General features: G+C 70.6%; 15 protein-coding genes. 7 read left to right on the top strand and 8 right to left on the bottom strand.

All coding sequences use genetic code 11. The annotated features are described in order from the left end of the window. Positions 1 to 64 precede the first annotated feature (64 nt). From AB8810_RS09180 to AB8810_RS09165, 4 genes are read right to left on the bottom strand one after another with little or no spacing between them, the layout of a single operon-like run. Positions 65 to 313: a hypothetical protein gene (locus AB8810_RS09180; RefSeq protein WP_179565709.1), complete on the bottom strand. Its 249-nt coding sequence runs from the start codon at positions 311 to 313 to the stop codon at positions 65 to 67. After that, the gene (locus AB8810_RS09175; RefSeq protein ID WP_369916330.1) at positions 303 to 2,651 is read right to left on the bottom strand and encodes an FdhF/YdeP family oxidoreductase; all 2,349 of its coding nucleotides are present in this window, start codon (positions 2,649 to 2,651) and stop codon (positions 303 to 305) included. Before AB8810_RS09175 ends, AB8810_RS09180 begins: the two co-directional genes overlap by 11 nt. Beyond that, positions 2,648 to 3,487: a formate dehydrogenase accessory sulfurtransferase FdhD gene (fdhD, locus tag AB8810_RS09170; protein ID WP_369916329.1), complete on the bottom strand. Its 840-nt coding sequence runs from the start codon at positions 3,485 to 3,487 to the stop codon at positions 2,648 to 2,650. Before fdhD ends, AB8810_RS09175 begins: the two co-directional genes overlap by 4 nt. A 23-nt stretch (positions 3,488 to 3,510) precedes the next feature. Further along, positions 3,511 to 5,193: an OFA family MFS transporter gene (locus tag AB8810_RS09165; protein ID WP_206259842.1), complete on the bottom strand. Its 1,683-nt coding sequence runs from the start codon at positions 5,191 to 5,193 to the stop codon at positions 3,511 to 3,513. A gap of 184 nt (positions 5,194 to 5,377) precedes the next feature. Between AB8810_RS09165 and AB8810_RS09160 the strand changes: the two genes are divergently transcribed. From AB8810_RS09160 to AB8810_RS09150, 3 genes are all read left to right on the top strand, one after another. Continuing rightward, positions 5,378 to 6,451: a substrate-binding domain-containing protein gene (locus tag AB8810_RS09160; RefSeq protein ID WP_206230977.1), complete on the top strand. Its 1,074-nt coding sequence runs from the start codon at positions 5,378 to 5,380 to the stop codon at positions 6,449 to 6,451. Positions 6,452 to 6,696: 245 nt separating this feature from the next. After that, a complete protein-coding gene (locus AB8810_RS09155) occupies positions 6,697 to 7,290 on the top strand; it encodes a hypothetical protein (protein ID WP_369916328.1) in 594 nt (197 codons plus the stop codon). Positions 7,291 to 7,487: 197 nt separating this feature from the next. Beyond that, entirely contained in the window at positions 7,488 to 7,994 is a 507-nt protein-coding gene (locus AB8810_RS09150) for a DUF1203 domain-containing protein (RefSeq protein ID WP_369916327.1), read from the top strand. A 132-nt stretch (positions 7,995 to 8,126) separates the two neighbouring features. Here the strand turns inward: AB8810_RS09150 and AB8810_RS09145 are convergent, their stop codons facing one another. After that, positions 8,127 to 9,629 carry an aldehyde dehydrogenase gene (locus AB8810_RS09145; protein ID WP_369916326.1) on the bottom strand — a complete coding sequence of 501 codons (1,503 nt, stop codon included), beginning with the start codon at positions 9,627 to 9,629 and terminating at the stop codon, positions 8,127 to 8,129. A gap of 88 nt (positions 9,630 to 9,717) precedes the next feature. Next, positions 9,718 to 10,266, bottom strand: a complete 549-nt coding sequence (locus AB8810_RS09140; protein WP_185815986.1) for a cupin domain-containing protein — start codon at positions 10,264 to 10,266, stop codon at positions 9,718 to 9,720. Positions 10,267 to 10,526: 260 nt separating this feature from the next. Between AB8810_RS09140 and AB8810_RS09135 the strand changes: the two genes are divergently transcribed. From AB8810_RS09135 to AB8810_RS09120, 4 genes are all read left to right on the top strand, one after another. Continuing rightward, positions 10,527 to 11,903 carry an aspartate aminotransferase family protein gene (locus AB8810_RS09135; RefSeq protein ID WP_369916325.1) on the top strand — a complete coding sequence of 459 codons (1,377 nt, stop codon included), beginning with the start codon at positions 10,527 to 10,529 and terminating at the stop codon, positions 11,901 to 11,903. 64 nt (positions 11,904 to 11,967) lie between these two features. Further along, positions 11,968 to 13,080, top strand: a complete 1,113-nt coding sequence (gene ald / locus AB8810_RS09130; RefSeq protein ID WP_369916324.1) for an alanine dehydrogenase — start codon at positions 11,968 to 11,970, stop codon at positions 13,078 to 13,080. 25 nt (positions 13,081 to 13,105) lie between these two features. Beyond that, positions 13,106 to 14,599: a CoA-acylating methylmalonate-semialdehyde dehydrogenase gene (locus tag AB8810_RS09125; RefSeq protein ID WP_369916323.1), complete on the top strand. Its 1,494-nt coding sequence runs from the start codon at positions 13,106 to 13,108 to the stop codon at positions 14,597 to 14,599. Between the two features lie 96 nt (positions 14,600 to 14,695). Then, the gene (locus tag AB8810_RS09120; protein WP_369916322.1) at positions 14,696 to 15,010 is read left to right on the top strand and encodes an EthD family reductase; all 315 of its coding nucleotides are present in this window, start codon (positions 14,696 to 14,698) and stop codon (positions 15,008 to 15,010) included. 189 nt (positions 15,011 to 15,199) lie between these two features. Here AB8810_RS09120 and AB8810_RS09115 read toward each other — a convergent pair whose 3' ends face one another. Further along, complete coding sequence (locus AB8810_RS09115; RefSeq protein ID WP_369916321.1) at positions 15,200 to 15,595, bottom strand: DUF2809 domain-containing protein; 396 nt, start codon at positions 15,593 to 15,595, stop codon at positions 15,200 to 15,202. A gap of 78 nt (positions 15,596 to 15,673) precedes the next feature. Beyond that, positions 15,674 to 16,003: a hypothetical protein gene (locus AB8810_RS09110; RefSeq protein WP_206259610.1), complete on the bottom strand. Its 330-nt coding sequence runs from the start codon at positions 16,001 to 16,003 to the stop codon at positions 15,674 to 15,676. Between the last annotated feature and the right edge of the window lie 149 nt (positions 16,004 to 16,152).

Raw genomic sequence — 16,152 nt, 5'->3', positions numbered from 1 at the left:
CGACGGGAAACCGCCCGATTCTGGCAGATCGGCCGCGGCGCCGCAGCGCCATGCCGCTTCGCGCTCAGCGCGGCAGTTGCGCGCGACCGGCGGCGGTCAGCACCGCCACCTCGCGCTCGCCGCGGGTCTCCACCCGGATCCAGCCCGGCCCCGCGCGCCCGTCGAGGGTGGCCTCGCCCAGCCAGGCCAGGGTCCGCAGCAGCACGCTCATGCGCACGCCGAGGCGCTTGCACAGCCGTGCCAGGGCGATCCCCTCCGGCTCCGGCGCCAATGCCTCGAACAGCGCCCGGGTCAGCGCCGGATCAGCGGACAAGCGCCACGCCGATGTCGCGCGGTGCCGCGTCGGCGGCCTCGGCCAGGTGCGGCGTCACCACCACCGGGATCGACTTGGAGGTCGGCGTGCGCGCCTCGTCGGCGAAGCTGGACAACGGCACCAGGCCGTTGGTTTCCGGGTAGTACGCGGCCAGGCAACCGCGCGGGATGTTGTACTCGACCAGCAGGAAGCGCTTGGCCCGGCGCTGCACGCCATCCTCGCCGAGGCTTTCCAGGTCCACCCAGGCGCCGGCCTGCAGTCCCAGGTCGGCAATGTCGGCGGCGTTGATGAACAGCACCCGGCGCTCGCCGAACACGCCGCGGTAGCGGTCGTCCAGGCCGTAGATGGTGGTGTTGTACTGGTCGTGCGAGCGCGTGGTGGCCAGGGTGAACACCGGTTGCTCGGGACGCTGGCGGCGCGCGCGGTGGATCGGATTGTCGGTGGGCACCGCGTGCGCCTTGAACACTGCGCGCCCTTCCGGCGTCTCCCACACGCGGTCGCGTGCGGTGTTGGACAGGCGGAAACCGCCGGGCACCCGCACCCGCGTGTTGAAGTCGGCGAAATCCTCGAACACCTGCGCGATCAGGTCGCGGATGCGGTCGTAGTCGGCGACCAGCCAGCGCCAGCGGATCGCGCTGCGCGTGCCGAGCGTGGCCTCGGCCAGGCGCGCGACGATCGCCGGCTCCGACAGCAGCTCCGGCGACGCCGGCGGATTGATGCCGGCCGACAGGTGCACCATGCTCATCGAATCCTCGACGCTGACGCTCTGCGGCCCGCCCTCCTGGATGTCGATCTCGGTGCGCCCCAGGCACGGCAGGATCAGCGCGTCGCGGCCGTGCACCAGGTGGCTGCGGTTGAGCTTGGTGGTCACGTGCACGGTGAGGTCGCAGCGGCGCAGCGCGCGATGCGTGGCATCGGTGTCGGGGGTGGCGGTGGCGAAGTTGCCGCCCATGCCGAAGAAGGTCCTGGCGCGGCCGTCCAGCATGGCCTCGATCGCGCCGACGGTGTCGAAACCGGATGCGCGCGGCGGATCGAACCCGAACACCGCCTGCAGCCGGTCCAGGAACGCGGCCGGCGGCTTTTCGTAGATCATCATCGTGCGATCGCCCTGCACGTTGCTGTGGCCGCGCACCGGGCAGGCGCCGGCGCCGGGGCGGCCCAGATGGCCGCGCAGCAGCAGCAGGTTGGCGATCATGTGGATCGTGGCCACCGAATGCTTGTGCTGGGTGATGCCCATGCCCCAGCAGGCGATCAGCCGTTCGGATTTCAGGTAGATCTCGCCGGCGCGGCGCAGCTCGGCCTCGCTCAGCCCGGACTCCTCGACGATGGTCGCCCACGGTTCGGCGATCACGTCCGCGGCGAAGGCGTCGAAGTTGGCGGTGTGCTGGGTGATGAACTGCAGATCCAGCAGGCGCGGTTGCGCCGCGCGCGCGGCCTCCGCATCGCGCTCCAGCACGTGCTTGATGATGCCCTTGACCGCGGCCAGGTCGCCGCCGATCTTCAGCTGGAAATAATCCGACGAAATCCGCGTCGAACCGTTGTGCAGCATCTGCAGCTTGTCCTGCGGATCGGCGAACTTCTCCAGGCCGCGCTCGCGCAGCGGATTGAACGACACGATCGCCGCGCCGCGCTTGGCCGCCTGGCGCAGCTCGCCGAGCATGCGCGGGTGGTTGGTGCCGGGATTCTGGCCGAAGATGAAGATCGCGTCGGCCAGCTCGAAGTCGTGCAGCGACACCGTGCCCTTGCCGACCCCGATCTGCGACTTGAGCGCGGTGCCCGACGGCTCGTGGCACATGTTCGAACAGTCGGGGAAGTTGTTGGTGCCGAACTCGCGCACGAACAGCTGGTACAGGAACGCGGCCTCGTTGCTGGTGCGCCCGGAGGTGTAGAAGATCGCCTCGTCCGGCGAGGCCAGGCCGTTGAGGTGCGTGGCGATCAGCGCGAACGCTTCGTCCCAGCTCACCGACACGTAGTGGTCGCTGGCGCTGTCGTAGCGCAGCGGATGGGTCAGCCGGCCATGCCCTTCCAGCCAGTAGTCGCTGTACTTGGCCAGCTGCGCGACGCTGTGCTGCGCGAACAGTTCCGGCGTGGCGCGGCGCGCGGTGGCTTCGGCGGCCACCGCCTTGGCGCCGTTCTCGCAGAACTCGAAGGTCGAGGTGTGGTCGCGGTCGGGCCAGGCGCAGCCGGGGCAGTCGAAGCCGTCGGGCTGGTTGGCGTGCAACAGGGTCTTGGCTCCCTGCACCGCCACGTCCTGCTGCAGCAGGTGGGTGGCGACGGCGCGCAACGCGCCCCAGCCGCCGGCCGGCTGCGTATAGGGTTGGATGGTTTTCTTGCTCATGCGGGCTCTCCGGCGTGCTCGGCCTGGTGCAGGCGCTGCGGATGGCTGTAGACGACGTAATCGTGGTCGCGGGCGAAACCGATCAGGGTCAGGCCGGCGCTGTCGGCCAGCGCGATCGCCAGCGCGGTGGGTGCGGAAATGGCGGCCAGCAGCGGGATGCCGGCCTGGGCGGCCTTCATCGCCATCTCATAGCTGGCGCGGCTGGTGACCACGGCGAAACCGCTGGCCGCGTCCAGGCCGGCGCTGGCCAGCGCGCCGATCAGCTTGTCCAGTGCGTTGTGCCGGCCCACGTCCTCGCGCGCCAGCTGCACGCATCCGTCGGCGTCGGCCCATCCGGCGGCGTGGGTGGCGCCGGTGATCGCGTTGAGCGGTTGCTGCTGGCGCAGCTCGCGCAAGGCCCGCGCCAGCGCCGCCGGCGCGATCGCGACGCCGGCCGGCAACGGCCGCGGCGCGCGCAGCACCGCCTCGATCGATTCGCTGCCGCACACCCCGCAGCCGCTGCGGCCCTGCAGGTTGCGGCGCCGCGACTGCAGGGCCGTGGCATGTGCGGGCGGGATCTGCAGTTGCAGCGAAACCCCTTCCAGGAAGGTGTCCACGCTGGCGATCCGCAACTGCGCCGGATCCTCGACGATGCCCTCGCTGAGCGAAAAGCCCAGCGCGAAGTCGTGCAGGTCTTCCGGAGTGGCCATCATCACCACGAACGGCTCGCCGTTGTAGGCGAACGCCACCGGCACCTCGGCCGCCACCAGGTCCTGGGTGAGCGCGGTGCGCCCGTCGCGATGGCGGCGCACGCCGCGCGCGACGGCGCCGGGCCGGGAAGACGCACGCGAGTACATGGTGACGCCTCCCTTCCGCAAATTCAGTGGAACAGCACGAACGCCTTCTGCAAGGTGACCCAGATGCCCCACAGCATCGGCACCCCGACCGCCAGCCAGGCCAGCGCCACCAGCAGCGGATTGCCGCCGTGGCCGACCTGCGCCAGCTGCGCCGCATCCAGCGCCGCGCCGCCGTTGCTGCCGACCTTCTCGTGCGCCAGCTGCTTCTCCGCAGCCAGTTCCTGCGCGGTCATGAAGTGCCTGGCGGCCACCGGCCGCACCAGCAGGTTGCAGATCAGGCCCAGCACCAGCATCCCGGCCAGGATGTACATGGTGGTGTTGTACACCTGTGACGGCGGCACGCCCAGGCCCAGCTGGTATTCGCGCATGTAGCCCACCACCACCGGGCCGAGGATGCCGGCGGTGGCCCAGGCGGTCAGCAGGCGGCCATGGATCGCGCCGACCATCTGGGTGCCGAACAGGTCGGCCAGGTAGGCCGGGATGGTGGCGAAGCCGCCGCCGTACATCGACAGGATCACGCAGAAGATGCCGACGAACAGCGCGCTGCCGCCGACCTTGCCGGCCCACGGCGCCGCCGCGTACAGGGCGATGCCGAGCACGAAGAACACGCTGTAGGTGTGCTTGCGGCCGAGCTTGTCGGACATGCTGGCCCAGAAGAAGCGCCCGCCGATGTTGAACAGGCTGAGCAGGCCGGTGAAGCCGGCGGCGATCGCGGCGATGGCCGCCAGCTGCGCGGTGTCCAGGCTGCCGAAGCCGGCGTCCACGCCGATCAGGCGTCCGCCGAACACTTCCTGCAGCATCGGCGAGGCCATGCCGATCACGCCGATGCCGGCCGACACGTTCAGGCACAGCACGCCCCACAGCAGCCAGAACTGCGGGATGCCCCAGACCTTCCTCACGTGCACGTGGTGGGCGGTGATCATCGCGTTGGCGCTGGCCGCCGGCGCGGTCCAGCCGGCCGGCGTCCAACCGCTCGGCGGCACCCGGTAGCCGAACGCACCGGCCATCATGAACACGAAATACAGCGCCGCCATGACCAGGAAGGTCTCCTTCACCCCGACCGAGTCGGGGCCGGCGAAGTGGCGCATCAGCGCATCGGCCAGCGGACTGCCGATCATCGCACCGCCGCCGAAGCCCATGATCGCCATGCCGGTGGCCATGCCGCGGCGGTCCGGGAACCACTTGATCAGGGTCGACACCGGCGAGATGTAACCCAGCCCCAGGCCGATGCCGCCGATCACGCCCGAGCCCAGCCACAGCAGCCAGATCTGGTGCAGATGGATGCCCAGCGCCGAGATCACCAACCCGCCGCACCAGCACAGCGCCGAGACCACGCCGGCCTTGCGCGGCCCGGCGCGTTCCAGCCACCCGCCCCACAGCGCCGCCGAACAGCCCAGCAGCACGAAGAACAGCGTGTACATCCACTGCAGCTCGCTGATCTTCCAGTCGCAGCTGGCCGACACGATCCGCGCCAGGAAGCCCATGTCCGCGGGGCACGCCACCGCTTCGGTGATCCCCAGCGCCTTGGACAACGGCAACCAGAACACGCTGAAGCCGTAGGCCATGCCGATGCACAGATGGATCGCCAGCGCGGCCGGCGGCACCAGCCAGCGGTTGAAGCCCGGCCCGGCGACGATGCGTTCCTTCGCCAGCAGGCCGGTGTGGGCCGTGTGCGCGGCGCTGGCCGCGCTACTCGAGTCGCTCATTCGATTCCCCTTCGGTGCAGCGGCGTCTTATGTGATGGAGCGCATATCGGCGATCGGGCATGGCCTCTTCGGCGGCACGGCCGGCGCAAGGCGCGCGGCGAGCGTAGTACGAAAGCACGATGGCGCCGAGCGTCGGATGGTCTAATAATCGGCTGTAGAAAGCCTATTGTGAGCCGCAACCCGCGTGTACAAGGTGACCATCCAGCCACAGTGGGAACTGCACACCGAGGATGGGCAGCGCCTGCCGCCGCGGCTGGCGGAACTGCTGCTGGCGATCCGCGACACCGGCTCGCTGGCCGCGGCCTGCCGCCAGACCGGGCTGTCCTACCGCTATGCCTGGGGCACGCTGCGCGAGGCGCGGCGCCTGTTCGGGCAGCCGCTGCTGCGCGCCACCCGCGGCCGCGGCGCCAGCCTGGCGCCGATCGGCGAGCGCCTGGTGTGGGCCGAGCAGCGCATCGCCGCACGCCTGGCGCCGACCCTGCAGAGCCTGGCCAGCGAGCTGGAGACCGAACTGGAGCGCGTGTTCCGGCAGGAAGCGGCGCCGCTGCGCCTGCACGCCTCGCATGGCTTCGGGGTGGAGACGCTGCGCCGCTGCATGGTCCTGGCCGGCGCGCCGCTGGAACTGAAATACCGCAGCCCGGACGATGCCCTGGCCGCGCTGCGCAACGACGCCTGCGACCTGGCCAGCCTGCACCTGCCGATCGGCGAACTGGAGAACGAACTGCTCGCGCACTACCGCGACCGGCTCGATCCGCACGGCGATTGCGTGCTGCACCTGGCCACGCGCACCCAGGGCCTGGTGCTGGCGCCCGGCAATCCCAAACGCATCCATGCCCTGCCCGACCTGTTGCGCGCCGACGTGCGTTTCATCCATCGCCAACCCGGCTCGGGCACGCGCCTGCTGCTGGAATGCCTGCTGGCGCAGCAAGGCCTGCCGCTGAGCGCCCTGCATGGCGCCGACATGGAGGAACTGACCCATGCCGCGGTCGCCGCCTACGTCGCCAGCGGCCTGGCCGATGCCGGCTTCGGCCTGGAACCGCCGGCGCGGCGCTACGGCCTGGACTTCATCCCACTCGCCAGCGAGCGCTATTTCCTACTGTGCCGCCGCGAGGCGCTGGACAGCGGCCGCCTGGCGCCGATCGTGGACCTGCTGCGCAGCGACACGTTCCAGCACGAACTCGGCCTGCTGCCCGGCTACGACGCGCACGATTGCGGGCGGGTGCAGGGGGTGGCGGAAGCCTTTGCCGGGCTGGTGTGATTCCGGATTCGGGATTGCGAAGCAGGTGGCGGGGCGCCTGCGCCTGGGCTGTTCGGCGCTTCTTGTGGGAGGGACTTCAGTCCCGACGCTTTTGGCGGCCACGCCTGCTCGGCACCAGGACGCTGCGGCAGATCCGCGCAGGAAACGACATCGCGCAGCGGCGCGCTGGCGGCGCCATCCGGCCGTTCGCGTGCCGCGTCGGTTAGGCTTTGCGCCCCCTCAACATCCGAAACGTTCCCATGCCAATGCCGATGTCGCTCCGCGTCGCCGCATCTGTCGGCCTCCTGCTGCTCGCCACGCACGGCGCCCGCGCCGCCGACCTGCCCGCCGACCTGCTGCGCCAGCTGCCGGCCGGCTACCTGCCGCTGGAACAGCTGCGCACCGACCTGGACGGAGACGGCCGCGCCGACTACCTGGTGGCGCTGCAGCAACGCGGCGAAGCCGAGCGCGAACCGGCGCCGGCACGGCCGCTGCTGATCTTCGTGCAGCAGGCCGACGGCCACTACCGGCTGGCCGCGCGCAACGACCACGTGGTGCTCAAGCGCGACGATGGCGGCCAGTGCGATCCGTTCACCGACAGCGACGATCCGTTCGCGGCCAAGGGCCGCTACTTCACCGTGCAGAACGGCGTCTCCTGCGGCCAGCACTGGACCGACTTCATCACCTTCCGCTACGTGCCCGAGCGCAAGACCTGGCTGTTCCACAAGCGCATCCAGCAGAGCTGGCAGCTGAATTCGGATCCGGCGCCGGACGCCGATGCGCTGAAGAAGTCCACGGACAAGGTGGACGCCGCCGATCCCAAACATCCGCTCACCTTTGCCGAGTACGTGCCGGACTGAGTCCGCACGCGATTCCACGCACGTCCCTGCCCGCGCTCTTTCGCTACCGGCCCGGGGCGCAGCGACGGCGCGGCGGCGACCTGCATCGTGCCCGCTCGAGGCGCTCGCGTGCGGCGGCCGCTGCCGTGTCCGAATCCGGCCGGCGCGGCGCCGCGGCGGCGCGCACGCTATGCGCCCGATCTTCTCTTGGAGCGCATATGTCCAGCTTCGTCTGCGTCGGCCTGCCCGCCGCACCGTTCGCACTGCTGTTCGACCTCGACGATGCGCAGTTGCACGCGCACGGCGCGCGCCGCGTCCGCGCCGACCAGACCCCGGGCTTCCCATGCCGGATCAGCCTGGAAGACGCGCAGCCCGGCGAGGACCTGTTGCTGCTGCACTACCTGCACCAGCCGGCCGACACGCCGTACCGTGCCGCCGGGCCGATCTACGTACGCCGCCACGTGCAGACTGCGACCGTGGCACCGGGCCAGGTGCCGGACGCGATCCGCAGGCGGTTGATCTCGCTGCGCGGCTACGATGCGGCCGACATGATGGTCGCCGCCGACGTGCATGCCGGCGAAACGATCGCAGCCGCGATCGTGCAGGCCTTCGCCGATCCGCAAGTGCGTTATCTGCATCTGCACAATGCGCGCCAGGGCTGTTTCGCCTGCCGCGTGGAGCGGGTTTCCGAGCCGGGATTTCGGGAGTCGGGAGTCGGGATGTAACCGGCCGCGTCCTGCAGGAGGGGCTTCAGCCCCGACGCGTTACCGGCAAGGCGTCGGGGCCGAAGCCCCTCCTACAGAACAGCGCAATGCTGCGCACTTGCCAATCCCCACTCCCGAATCCCCAATCCCGGCTCAAACCGCCAGATTGATCCAGGTCGCCTTCATCTCGGTGTACTTGTCGAACGCATGCAGCGACTTGTCGCGGCCGTTGCCCGATTGCTTGTAGCCGCCGAACGGCGCGGTCATGTCGCCGCCGTCCCAGTAGTTCACCCACACGCTGCCGGCACGCAGCTTGCGCGCCACCCGGTGCGCGCGGCCGATGTCGCGGGTCCACACGCCCGCGGCCAGGCCGTAGTCGCTGTCGTTGGCCATGCGCAGCGCGTGCGCCTCATCGTCGAAGGCGATCACCGACAGCACCGGGCCGAAGATCTCCTCGCGGGCGATGGTGTGCTCGTGGCCGACCTCGTCGAAGATGGTCGGCTCCACGTAGCAGCCGCCGGCAACCACCTCCACGCGCTTGCCGCCGAGCAGCAGCCGCGCGCCTTCCTCGTTGCCGCGCGCGATGTAGTCGAGCACGCGGTGGGTCTGCGCCTCGTCCACCAGCGCACCCATCGCCGCGTCGTCGTCGAACGGGTGCCGCGGCTGCAGCGCGCGCCCGGCGGCGACCACGCGGGCCACGAAGGCGTCCTTGATCGAGCGCTCCACCAGCAAGCGCGAGGCCGCGGTGCAGACCTCGCCCTGGTTGTAGAAGATCGCGCCGGCCGCGGCCTGCGCCGCCTGCTCCAGGTCCGGCGCGTCGGCGAACACCAGGTTCGGGCTCTTGCCGCCGCATTCCATGTAGGCGCGTTTCATGTTCGACAGCCCGGCGCATTGCAGCAGGCGCTTGCCGACCGCGGTGGAGCCGGTGAACACCAGGCCGTCCACGTCCATGTGCAGCGCCAGCGGTTCGCCGGCGCCCTTGCCGAAGCCGGGCACCACGTTGAACACGCCATCGGGGATGCCGGCCTCGGCCACCAGTTCGGCCAGGCGCAGCACGCTCAGCGGCGATTTCTCCGAGGGCTTGAGCACCACCGAATTGCCCGCCGCCAGCGCCGGGGCGATCTTCCACGCGGCCATCAGCAGCGGGAAATTCCACGGCACGATCGCGCCGATCACGCCCAGCGGCTCGCGGGTGATCAGGCCCAGCTCGTCCTGCCCGGTCGGCGCCACCTCGCCGTAGACCTTGTCCAGCGCCTCGCCGGTCCAGGCCAGGCAGCGCACCGTGGCCGCCACGTCCACGCTGCGCGCGTCGCGCACCGGCTTGCCCATGTCCAGCGATTCCAGCAGCGCCAGTTCGTCGGCATGCTGCTCGACCAACTGCGCCAGTTTCAGCAGGCTCTTCTTGCGCTGCGCCGGCTTGGCCTGCGACCAGTGCCCGGCATCGAAACTGCGCCGCGCCGCGGCGACCGCGCGCTCGATGTCCTCGGCCTCGCCCTCGGCGACCCGGCCGAGCACGCGGCCGTCGATCGGGCTGATGCAGTCGAAGGTCTTGCCGCTGGCCGCGGCGACGTAGCGTCCGTCGATGAAGGCCTGGGTGCGCAGCTGCAGCGCGTCGGCCATCGCCTGCCAGGCATCGCGGGTGCGGGGTGCGGTCATCGGAAGCTCCGGGTCGGGAGGAAGGAACGGATCTGCGGGTCGTGCGGCCGCGGCGAGGCGGAAGCAAGCCCCGCGGCGCAGCTGGCGCTCAGAACGTGGCCGGGGTGTTGGCGCTGACGATCACCACCGCCTCGCTGCCGACGTTGCGGAACCGGTGCGGCACCCGGCTCTCGAAATAGTACCCCTCGCCGGCGCGCAGCACGCGCACCTGCGTGCCGACGGTGATCTCCACTTCGCCCGCCACCACCACGCCGCCTTCCTCGCCTTCGTGCACCAGCATCGCGGTGCCGGTGTCGCTGCCCGGCGGCATCACCTCGCGCAGGATGCACATCTGCCGCTGCGGACGGTGTTGCCCGACCAGGTAGTAGTGGATGCCGTCGCTGCCGACATCGGGCAGTTCGTCGGCGGCATAGAACGGCGCGTCGGCCGGCCCGATCTGCAGGTCCTGGGTGAAGAAATCGGCCAGCGAGATCGGAATGCCGTCCAGCACCTTCTTCAGCGAACTCACCGAGGGGCTGACCTTGTTCTGTTCGATCAGCGAGATGGTGCTGTTGGTCACGCCCACCCGCTTGGCCAGCTCGCGCTGGCTCAGTCCGTGGGCGGTGCGAACCCGATGCAGGCGGGCGCCGATATCCATCGCGTGATCAGGAAGGCCTTGGCGGTGTTGCCGGATACTTTACACAGCCGGCCCTCGCGGTCAATTTGCCGGTCGCCGCGCGAGGCGGCCGGCATGCGCGTCTGCACGGGCCTGTCGTGGCGCCGTTTCGTGCGTTCCGGCGCTGTGCAGCCGGCGGCGGCACGGCGGAGAGGCGCCGGCGCCGCGGCGGAGGCCCGCCCGCCACCACGCGCCCGGTTGGTGTAAAGTTTTTTCAACACTTCTCTCGCGTGGAGCCTGTGATGAGCACCGAGTCGCCCCCCTCCTCCCAGGCGCTGGCCGATCGCTACGCCGCCCAGGCCACGCAGGCGCCGGACGGCATGGACGCGTTCTGGATGCCGTTCACCGCCAACCGCCAGTTCAAGGCGCGGCCGCGGCTGCTGGCCTCGGCCGAGGGCATGTACTACCGCAGCGTGGACGGGCGCCAGATCCTCGACGGCACCGCCGGGCTGTGGTGCTGCAACGCCGGACACGCACGGCCGCGCATCGTCGAGGCGGTGTCCAGACAGATCGCCACGCTGGATTTCGCGCCGACCTTCCAGATGGGCTCGCCGCTGCCGTTCGTGCTCGCCGAACGCCTGGTCGCGCTGGCTCCGCCCGGCCTGGACCACGTGTTCTATACCAACTCCGGCTCCGAGTCGGTGGACACCGCGATGAAGATCGCGCTGGCCTACCACCGCGCCCGCGGCGAGGGCCAGCGCACCCGCTTCCTCGGCCGCGAGAAGGGCTACCACGGCGTCGGCTTCGGCGGCATCTCGGTCGGCGGGCTGCCCAACAACCGCAAATGGTTCGGCCCGCTGCTGCCGGGCGTGGACCATCTGCGGCATACCCTGGACATCGAGCGCAACGCGTTCTCGCAAGGGCTGCCGGCGCACGGCGTGGAGCTGGCCGAGGACCTGGAGCGGCTGGTCGCGCTGCACGACGCCTCGACCATCGCCGCGGTGATCATCGAGCCGATCTCCGGCTCGGCCGGCGTGGTGCTGCCGCCGCTCGGCTATCTGCAGCGCATCCGCGAACTGTGCGACAAGCACGGCATCGTGCTGATCTTCGACGAGGTGATCACCGGCTTCGGCCGCGTCGGCAAGGCCTTCGCCGCGCAGCGCTTCGGCGTCACCCCGGACCTGATGACGACCGCCAAGGGCCTGACCAACGGCTGCGTGCCGATGGGCGCGGTGTTCGTCTCGCACGCCATCCACGATGCGTTCGCGCACGGCCCGGCCGGCGCCATCGACCTGTTCCACGGCTATACCTATTCCGGCCATCCGCTGGCCTGCGCCGCCGCGCTGGCGACGCTGGACACCTATGCGGAAGAGAAGCTGTTCGACAAGGCGATCGAACTGGGCGACTACTGGCAGCAGGCGATCCATGTGCTGAAGGGCCTGCCGCACGTCGTCGACATCCGCAATTTCGGCCTGATCGGCGCGATCGAACTGGCGCCGCGCAAGGATGCGCCCGGCGCCCGCGCCTACGAGATCTTCGAACGCTGCTTCCACGACGCCGGCCTGCTGATCCGCGTCACCGGCGACACCATCGCGCTGTCGCCGCCGCTGATCGTGGAGCGCGAGCACATCGACCGCATCTTCGCGGTGCTCGCCGACATGATCCGCAGCACGCCCTGATCCCCGCCCTCACCCCAACCCGCTCCGCGCTCCCCACGCGCGCCGCATGCCTGGAGAACCGCTCATGCTGGTCGGCGTCCCGAAAGAGATCAAGAACCACGAATACCGGATCGGGCTGACCCCGGCCGGGGTCCGCGAACTGGTGCTGCACGGGCACCAGGTGCTGGTGCAGCGCGACGGCGGCCAGGCCATCGGCCTGACCGACGCCGACTACGCGCGCGCCGGCGCGCGCATGGCCGACGACGCAGCCAGCGTGTTCGCGCAGGCCGACATGATCGTCAAGGTCAAGGAACCGCAGCCGGACGAGTGCGCGATGCTGCGCCCGGGGCAATTGCTGTTCACCTATCTGCACCTGGCGCCGGACCCGGCCCAGGCCGGCGCGCTGCTGCGCTCCGGCTGCACCGCGATCGCCTACGAGACCGTCACCGACGGCCACGGCGGCTTGCCGCTGCTGGCGCCGATGAGCGAGGTGGCCGGGCGCATGGCGATCCAGGCCGGCGCACATGCGCTGGAAAAGGCGCAAGGCGGCTCCGGCGTGCTGCTCGGCGGCGTGCCCGGGGTCAAGCCGGCCGAAGTGCTGGTGATCGGCGGCGGCGTGGTCGGCATCAACGCCGCGCGCATGGCGATGGGCCTGCATGCGCGGGTGACGGTGCTGGACCGCTCGCTGGAACGGCTCAAGTATCTCGACGAACTCTACGGGCACCAGCTGACCACCCTGTATTCCACCCGCGATGCGATCGAGCAATGCCTGCCGCACACCGACCTGGTGATCGGCGCGGTGCTGATCCCCGGCGCCGCCGCGCCCAAGCTGGTGTCGCGCGCGCAGCTGGCGCTGCTGCGCCCGGGCTCGGTACTGGTGGACGTGGCGATCGACCAGGGCGGCTGCTTCGAGACCAGCCACGCCACCACCCACCAGCAACCGACCTACGAGGTCGACGGCATCGTCCACTACTGCGTGGCCAACATGCCCGGCGGCGTGGCGCGCACCTCCACCTTCGCCCTGACCAATGCCACCTTGCCGTTCGTGCTGCAGCTGGCCGAACACGGCCTGCAGGCGCTGCGCGACGACCAGGACCTGCGCAACGGCCTCAACGTGCACGCCGGCAAGCTCACCCACCGCGCGGTGGCGCAGGCGCTGGGCGAGGATTTCGTGCGGCCGCTGGATGCGCTGGGCTGAGCTTTTCCTTCGAGGAACACCGACCATGACCGACTCCCTGTCCCACTACATCGGCGGCCGCCGCGTCGATTTCCGCAGCGGCGACTACGCCGAGGTGTTCGACCCGGCCAGCGGCGCGGTGGCGCGGCGCGTGCCGCTGGGCGGCGCGCATGCGGTCGACATGGCGGTGACCGCCGCCGCGCAGGCGCTCCCGGCCTGGGCGGCGACCCCGCCGCTGCAACGCGCGCGGGTGATGTTCCGTTTCCGCGAACTGCTCGAACGGCATGCCGACACCCTCGCCCGCTGCATCAGCGCCGAACACGGCAAGGTGGTGTCCGACGCGCGCGGCGAGGTCACCCGCGGCATGGAGGTGGTGGAATTCGCCTGCGGCATCCCGCACCTGCTCAAGGGCGAGCACTCGGTCGATGTCGGCCGCGGCGTGGATTCGTGGAGCGAGTACGCGCCACTGGGCGTGGTCGCCGGCGTCACCCCGTTCAACTTCCCGGCGATGGTGCCGCTGTGGATGCTGCCGGTGGCGCTGGCCTGCGGCAACAGCTTCGTGCTCAAGCCGTCCGAGCGCGATCCGTCCGCCTCGCTGCTGCTGGCCGACTGGCTGCACGAGGCCGGCCTGCCGGACGGCGTCTTCAACGTGGTGCACGGCGCCAAACCGGCAGTGGACGCGCTGCTCGCGCACCCGCAGGTGCAGGCGCTGAGCTTCGTCGGCTCCACCCCGGTCGCGGCCGACCTGTATGCGCGCGGCAGCGCGCTGGGCAAGCGCGTGCAGGCGCTGGGCGGGGCCAAGAACCACCTGGTGGTGCTGCCCGACGCCGACCTGGACGACGTCGTGTCCGCCCTGCTCGGCGCCGGCTACGGTTCGGCCGGCGAACGCTGCATGGCGATCTCGGTGGCGGTGTGCGTGGGCGATGCGGTGGCCGATGCGCTGGTCGCCAGGCTGGCGCCGCGCGTGGCCGCGCTGCGCCTGGGCCCTGGCGCCGACGAACCGGACATGGGCCCGCTGATCAGCGCCGCGCATCGCGAGCGCGTGCGCGGCTACATCGACAGCGGCGTGGCGGATGGCGCCACGCTGGTGGTCGACGGCCGCGCCGCGCACACGCCGACGGCGGCCGCTGGCTTCTTCCTCGGCGGCAGCCTGTTCGACCACGTGCGTGCCGACATGCGCATCTACCGCGAAGAGATCTTCGGCCCGGTGCTGTGCGTGGTGCGCGTGGCCGATGCCGAGGCCGCGCTGCACCTGATCGACGCGCACGAATACGGCAACGGCGCGGCGGTGTTCACCCGCGACGGCGGCGCCGCGCGCGCCTTCGCCCGCCGCGTGCAGGCCGGCATGGTCGGGATCAACGTGCCGATCCCGGTGCCGATGGCGTTCCACAGCTTCGGCGGCTGGAAACGCTCGCTGTTCGGCCCGCTGCACGTGCATGGCCCCGACGGCGTGCGCTTCTACACCCGGCTCAAGACCGTCACCGCGCGCTGGCCGGCGGCGGCGCGCGATGCCGAGTTCGCGATGCCGACGATGCGCTGAGCCGCGCAGCGCCGCAACGCAGCACGGGCGCGGCGCCGCGACGGTGTAGCCTTGCGCGACCCCCGACCCTACCGCCGCAGCCACAGGAGTCGTTCCATGATCAAGGTCAGCGTGATGTACCCGTATACGCCCGGCGCCCGTTTCGACCACGCCTACTACCGCGACACGCACATGCCGCTGCTACAGGCGCGCATGGGCGCGGCCTGCAAGCGCTACACCGTGGACAAGGGCCTGTCCGGCGGCGCCCCCGACAGCGACCCGACCTATGTCGGCATGTGCCACATCTTCAGCGACTCGGTGGAAACGTTCCAGGCCGGCTTCGGCCCGCATGCCGACGAGATCCTCGGCGACATCAAGAACTACACCGACCTGACCCCGGTGATGCAGATCAGCGAGGTGGTGGTCGACTGAGCGCTGCGGCCGCTTCGCGCCGGCGCGGCGGCCCTCCCCTTGCGGTCGCCGCTCGGGGGTTCAGGCACTCGTGGAACAGCGCGAGTTTCCTGGGGTTTGCGGCGCGTTGCGGCAGGGATGCGTATCCATGCATTGTGAAGCCGGCGGCCACAGCGTCGGTGATGGCTTTCCGCGGATCCTGGCCCGCGTTCACCGGCGCGTGCAGCGCAGGTCGAGCCATGCGCCGGCGGTGACGCCCACCGCGTAGGCAAGCAGGTCCATCCACACGAACGTGGAACCCAAGGCCAGGTGCCCCACCGTGGTGGCGCGCAGCGCGTCGAGCCAGGGCGCACGGTACAGCTGCGACGCTTCCACCAGCCAGCATGCGGCCAGCGCCACCACGGCCAACCGCAGCGGCCGCGCGCGGGGCGCCAGCAGCGCCAGGCCGAGGTAGATCATCAACGCCCACAGCGCATCGCCGGGAAACTTGCCCAGCCACGACGGCAGCAGCCAGGGGAACTGCCGCGACGCCAGCCCGGCGGCGATCGTCGCCACGATGGCGGCGATCAAGCACAGACGGCGGCGTGCGGTTGCGGAAACGGGCATGGCGAAACGTCGGCGGCCAGGGGCCGCGCATTACAGCAGACCTGGCGTGGCGCTGGCGAAGGCCGCTTGGCGCGACCGCTATGCACCGCCGCTGCGCAGCAGCGCCGCCACGGCGATCAGCACGCCCAGCACCAACATCACCAGCCACCCCCAGCGCTGGTGGAACGGGATCGGCACGGCCTGCAGCTTGCTCTCGGCGCTGGCCTGGTTCAGCAGCCAGCCGTGACGGCACACCGGACACACCAACTGGTACTGCTTTTCGCGCACCCAGCCGAACAGATGGTAGAAGTGCCCATACGAGTAGTGCAGGCGCATCGCGAACGCCTGCTCCTGTTCGCAGTTCCTGCAGAACTCGCGTTCTTCCACGCCACAGGCGACGTTGCGCTCACCCCAGCCCCACAAGATCATCGTCGCGCCTCCATCGGCCGGGCCGCGATCCCCCGATCGCCAGGCCGTGCGGATTCTGTGCCCGCTCCGGGACAGCGTCAACGACGCCTGCTGCCAGGCGCGACCGCGCGCAAGTCTCTACAATGCCGGCCCCCTCGCAACACCGTGCC

The sequence above is a fragment of the Xanthomonas sp. NCPPB 3005 genome, from assembly GCF_041228095.2.
In the GTDB taxonomy this organism is placed as follows: Bacteria; Pseudomonadota; Gammaproteobacteria; order Xanthomonadales; family Xanthomonadaceae; genus Xanthomonas_A; species Xanthomonas_A bonasiae.
This window is presented reverse-complemented; position numbering and strand designations above follow the sequence as displayed.

Bases quoted from the DNA above. Each gene is read 5' to 3' on its own strand.
- AB8810_RS09175 (WP_369916330.1), bottom strand. From the start codon at position 2,651: ATGAGCAAGAAAACCATCCAACCCTATACGCAGCCGGCCGGCGGCTGG.
- fdhD (WP_369916329.1), bottom strand. From the start codon at position 3,487: ATGTACTCGCGTGCGTCTTCCCGGCCCGGCGCCGTCGCGCGCGGCGTG.
- AB8810_RS09165 (WP_206259842.1), bottom strand. From the start codon at position 5,193: ATGAGCGACTCGAGTAGCGCGGCCAGCGCCGCGCACACGGCCCACACC.
- AB8810_RS09155 (WP_369916328.1), top strand. From the start codon at position 6,697: ATGCCGATGTCGCTCCGCGTCGCCGCATCTGTCGGCCTCCTGCTGCTC.
- AB8810_RS09150 (WP_369916327.1), top strand. From the start codon at position 7,488: ATGTCCAGCTTCGTCTGCGTCGGCCTGCCCGCCGCACCGTTCGCACTG.
- AB8810_RS09145 (WP_369916326.1), bottom strand. From the start codon at position 9,629: ATGACCGCACCCCGCACCCGCGATGCCTGGCAGGCGATGGCCGACGCG.
- AB8810_RS09140 (WP_185815986.1), bottom strand. From the start codon at position 10,266: ATGGATATCGGCGCCCGCCTGCATCGGGTTCGCACCGCCCACGGACTG.
- AB8810_RS09135 (WP_369916325.1), top strand. From the start codon at position 10,527: ATGAGCACCGAGTCGCCCCCCTCCTCCCAGGCGCTGGCCGATCGCTAC.
- ald (WP_369916324.1), top strand. From the start codon at position 11,968: ATGCTGGTCGGCGTCCCGAAAGAGATCAAGAACCACGAATACCGGATC.
- AB8810_RS09125 (WP_369916323.1), top strand. From the start codon at position 13,106: ATGACCGACTCCCTGTCCCACTACATCGGCGGCCGCCGCGTCGATTTC.
- AB8810_RS09120 (WP_369916322.1), top strand. From the start codon at position 14,696: ATGATCAAGGTCAGCGTGATGTACCCGTATACGCCCGGCGCCCGTTTC.
- AB8810_RS09115 (WP_369916321.1), bottom strand. From the start codon at position 15,595: ATGCCCGTTTCCGCAACCGCACGCCGCCGTCTGTGCTTGATCGCCGCC.
- AB8810_RS09110 (WP_206259610.1), bottom strand. From the start codon at position 16,003: ATGATCTTGTGGGGCTGGGGTGAGCGCAACGTCGCCTGTGGCGTGGAA.